The 2,797-nt window shown below is 63.2% G+C and carries 4 protein-coding genes; 1 reads left to right on the top strand and 3 read right to left on the bottom strand.

Translation table 11 applies throughout. From position 1 onward, the window contains the following. Positions 1–3: 3 nt before the first annotated feature. Positions 4–966, top strand: coding sequence for a LysR family transcriptional regulator (locus tag RMO23_RS18955; RefSeq protein WP_309684575.1), 963 nt, complete (start codon positions 4–6; stop codon positions 964–966). Between the two features lie 315 nt (positions 967–1,281). On the opposite strand, the gene RMO23_RS18950 is transcribed toward RMO23_RS18955, so the two are convergent. The 3 genes from RMO23_RS18950 to RMO23_RS18940 all read right to left on the bottom strand — a co-directional run bounded on the left by RMO23_RS18950 (position 1,282) and on the right by RMO23_RS18940 (position 2,636). Further along, positions 1,282–1,704, bottom strand: a complete 423-nt coding sequence (locus RMO23_RS18950) for a PIN domain-containing protein (protein WP_309684572.1) — start codon at positions 1,702–1,704, stop codon at positions 1,282–1,284. Next, the gene (locus RMO23_RS18945; protein ID WP_309684569.1) at positions 1,701–1,985 is read right to left on the bottom strand and encodes a type II toxin-antitoxin system Phd/YefM family antitoxin; all 285 of its coding nucleotides are present in this window, start codon (positions 1,983–1,985) and stop codon (positions 1,701–1,703) included. Before RMO23_RS18945 ends, RMO23_RS18950 begins: the two co-directional genes overlap by 4 nt. A gap of 129 nt (positions 1,986–2,114) precedes the next feature. Continuing rightward, on the bottom strand, positions 2,115–2,636 hold the full coding sequence (locus RMO23_RS18940) for a pyridoxamine 5'-phosphate oxidase family protein (RefSeq protein ID WP_309684566.1): 522 nt from the start codon (positions 2,634–2,636) through the stop codon (positions 2,115–2,117). Positions 2,637–2,797 lie beyond the last annotated feature (161 nt).

The raw sequence follows: 2,797 nt of genomic DNA, 5'->3' as shown, positions 1-2,797 counted from the left end.
CCCCTGCTCGACATCAAGCTGCTGCGCCTGCTGGACCAGCTCTACAGCACCCGCAGCGTGACGCGCTCGGCCGAGGCCCTGGGCCAGAGCCAGCCCACGGTCAGCATCTGGCTGGCGCGGCTACGCAAAGAGCTGGGCGACCCGCTGTTTGTGCGCAGCGCCGAAGGCATGCTGCCGACGCCGCGCACCGATGCGCTGATCGCCACGGTGCGCGAGGTGCTAAACGGGCTGCAGCGGCTGGCGCAGTCAGGCGCGGCCTTCGATGCGGCCACGGCGCAGCGGCGCTTTGCCATCTGCATGACCGACGCCAGCCATATCACCCTGCTGCCGCGGCTGCTGGCGCATGTGCGGGCGCTGGCCCCCGGCGTGGTGCTGCAGGCCAAGCGCATCGACGCCGACCTGGCGCAGGCCCTGCAAGCTGGCGAGGCCGACCTGGCGCTGGGTTTTCTGCCCTGGCTGGACACCGGCTTTTACCAGCAGACCCTGTACGCGCAGGACTGGATTTGCCTGGCCAATGCCCAGCATCCGCGCGTCATCGACGCAACCCCGGCGCACTGGAACCTGGCGGTGTATCAGGCCGAGGCACACATCGGCATCAGCGCCGGCACCGGCTACCAGTTGCTGGACAGCACCGTGGCCGCGCAGCACCTCACGCGCCAGATCCGGCTGGAGCTGCCCGGCTTTCTGGGCCTGTCCGCCATCCTCTCGACCAGCGACCTGATCGCCACCCTGCCGCGCCACATCGGCGAAACCCTGGCGCGCGCTTCCGGCCCGAACGGGCTGCGCGTGCTGCCGTGTCCGTTCGAGATCCAGGGTTTCACCGTCAAGCAGTACTGGCATGCGCGCTACCACCACGACGCCGCCAGCCGCTGGCTGCGCGGGGTTTGTGCTGAATTGTTCATGGAAAGTGGTTCTAGTCCAGGTAACGCGGGTGCAACCAGCTATTTATTTGATAGCGCTTCATAGGCGTGAAGGGTGCGCCATTCATCTGCTGTTCTGCACCAGCCCGGGCTGACAGGGGTGAGCCGAAGTTCGGGAACGCGCTGAGTGTGCTATGTTTTTTATAGCTGTCTGCACCCAACCTACTTGGGCTACAGGCCGATTTCACATGGAAATGGCGCTGTTGCGCCAAGCCTGATGCCTGCCTTTGCCCGACCGGCGGAGGTGGATTGCCGCACAGCGGGGGAAACTTAAAGCCGAGCTTCAATGGTGGCCAACGAAGGGCCGCAAAGTGCCCACGCTGCAGTCCGTGATGAACGGCAGGTGTCGGGGTGGCCTGAATCACCCCGCCAAATACAAGGCCACACGGTCAGTTGTCCAGGTCGCGACGCCCGTTCCAAAAAAGTCGGCATCCTCAGTCCATACCGGGCAAGCTAGCGTCATGGCACACGCAAGAACCGGCCAGTCATCGGCATCGCGCATGGCGATTCGCTGCAGGGCTTGTTGTTGCAGGCCAGCGTAGTGATCCAGTTCGAGCGGCCGAACCATTGATTCAAGGGTGTCAAGAACCGTCATGGCGGCTGCGCTTTTGACGCCGCGCTTCTCCAGCAACGCCGGCAGGTACTTCCGGGCATCGGCGTACGCCACGTCAGGCGCGAAGAAATTGACGGTTGCCGCATGTTCAAGAATCAGTTCTCGCACCCGCTTGCCCAGCACCGCACGAATCAGGATGTTGGCATCCAGCACGATGGCCTTATTACTCATGCCGCCGTGGCTTTGGGCTTTTTGCGTGGGCTTGCCGGTTTACGCACCGCTTTGAATTCAGCGACCACCTCTTCAACATCGACGCCCTGTGCCGCAAGCAAGCGATCCAGGGTTTTGCTGGCCTGCTTCAGTGCTGCGATGTCCGCGTCAGTGCTCCCTTGGGTCGGGATGAAGTAGCCGACAGTTTGACCGTGACGCGTAACGGCCACGGGCGTGCTGGACGCGATGTATTCCGCCATACCTGCGCGGAACTCTTTAATGCCTACTTTGGTCGTTTCCATGATGTTGCCCTCCTGGTGCGTCATTGCACATTGGTGAATCTTAGTGTACACAATTTCCCCTGTTCTGATGCATCAGGCGCAACGCCAGCGGTGGGTCGCGCCCAGGCCCGGCCCTGGCTGCTACCCGCGTCAAGGCCCGGCCGGCCCCAGCACCCGTCTGAGCTCTTCCTCATCGACTGAGCGCGCCGCACCAAAGCCTGCGACCTGACGGGCGCTGCCTGGCTGGATGGCAAAAAACATGAAGTCGCCCAGCTGCGTCATCGGCTCAGCCTCGGCAAATCTGTGCAGGTAGGCGGCCCGGCCTGCCTCCCACGCCGGGGTGTTGGCCTGCAGCACCCGGGCTTGCCCCTGCAAGGTGACGCGCGGCAAGGCGTGAACCGGCTCGCCCTCCACCTCGGGCTGCATCACCAGCAGCGACACGTCCGGTCTGGCTTTCAGGTGGCGGGTGTGGACGGCCAGGCCACTGACATGAATGACGACGCAGCCAAGGGACGGCGCCAGGGCGAAGGGGACCATAGAGACAAACGGAACGCCCTCGTCGCCCGTTGTCCCCATGGCGGCCACGCGCCTTGAATGCAAAAGTGAACGCAGCTCGCGGGTCAATCTGGATTCATGCGACACACGGTTCCCCTGAAAAAAATATTCAAGCATAGGCCGAACGCCGCAGCGGGTCGAAGCCGGTGATTCGCCACAGCGCCTCAAACCCCATCGGTCTTGAGTCATGGAACAGGCCTCCAGCGCTTTCATGGTGAGTGCAATTGGCGATCTATTTGATAGCACACAAGAACCCCAAAGCAGACACCGATGACCCC

The sequence above is a fragment of the Polaromonas sp. genome, assembly GCF_031411155.1.
Taxonomy (GTDB): domain Bacteria; phylum Pseudomonadota; class Gammaproteobacteria; order Burkholderiales; family Burkholderiaceae_C; genus Polaromonas.
Note: the sequence above shows the minus strand (reverse complement) of the source record. Positions and strands in the feature narration are given on the sequence as shown.

Excerpts from the sequence above, each read along its gene's own strand:
- RMO23_RS18940 (WP_309684566.1), bottom strand. The coding sequence starts at position 2,636 with ATGCTTGAATATTTTTTTCAGGGGAACCGTGTGTCGCATGAATCCAGA.
- RMO23_RS18945 (WP_309684569.1), bottom strand. The coding sequence starts at position 1,985 with ATGGAAACGACCAAAGTAGGCATTAAAGAGTTCCGCGCAGGTATGGCG.
- RMO23_RS18950 (WP_309684572.1), bottom strand. The coding sequence starts at position 1,704 with ATGAGTAATAAGGCCATCGTGCTGGATGCCAACATCCTGATTCGTGCG.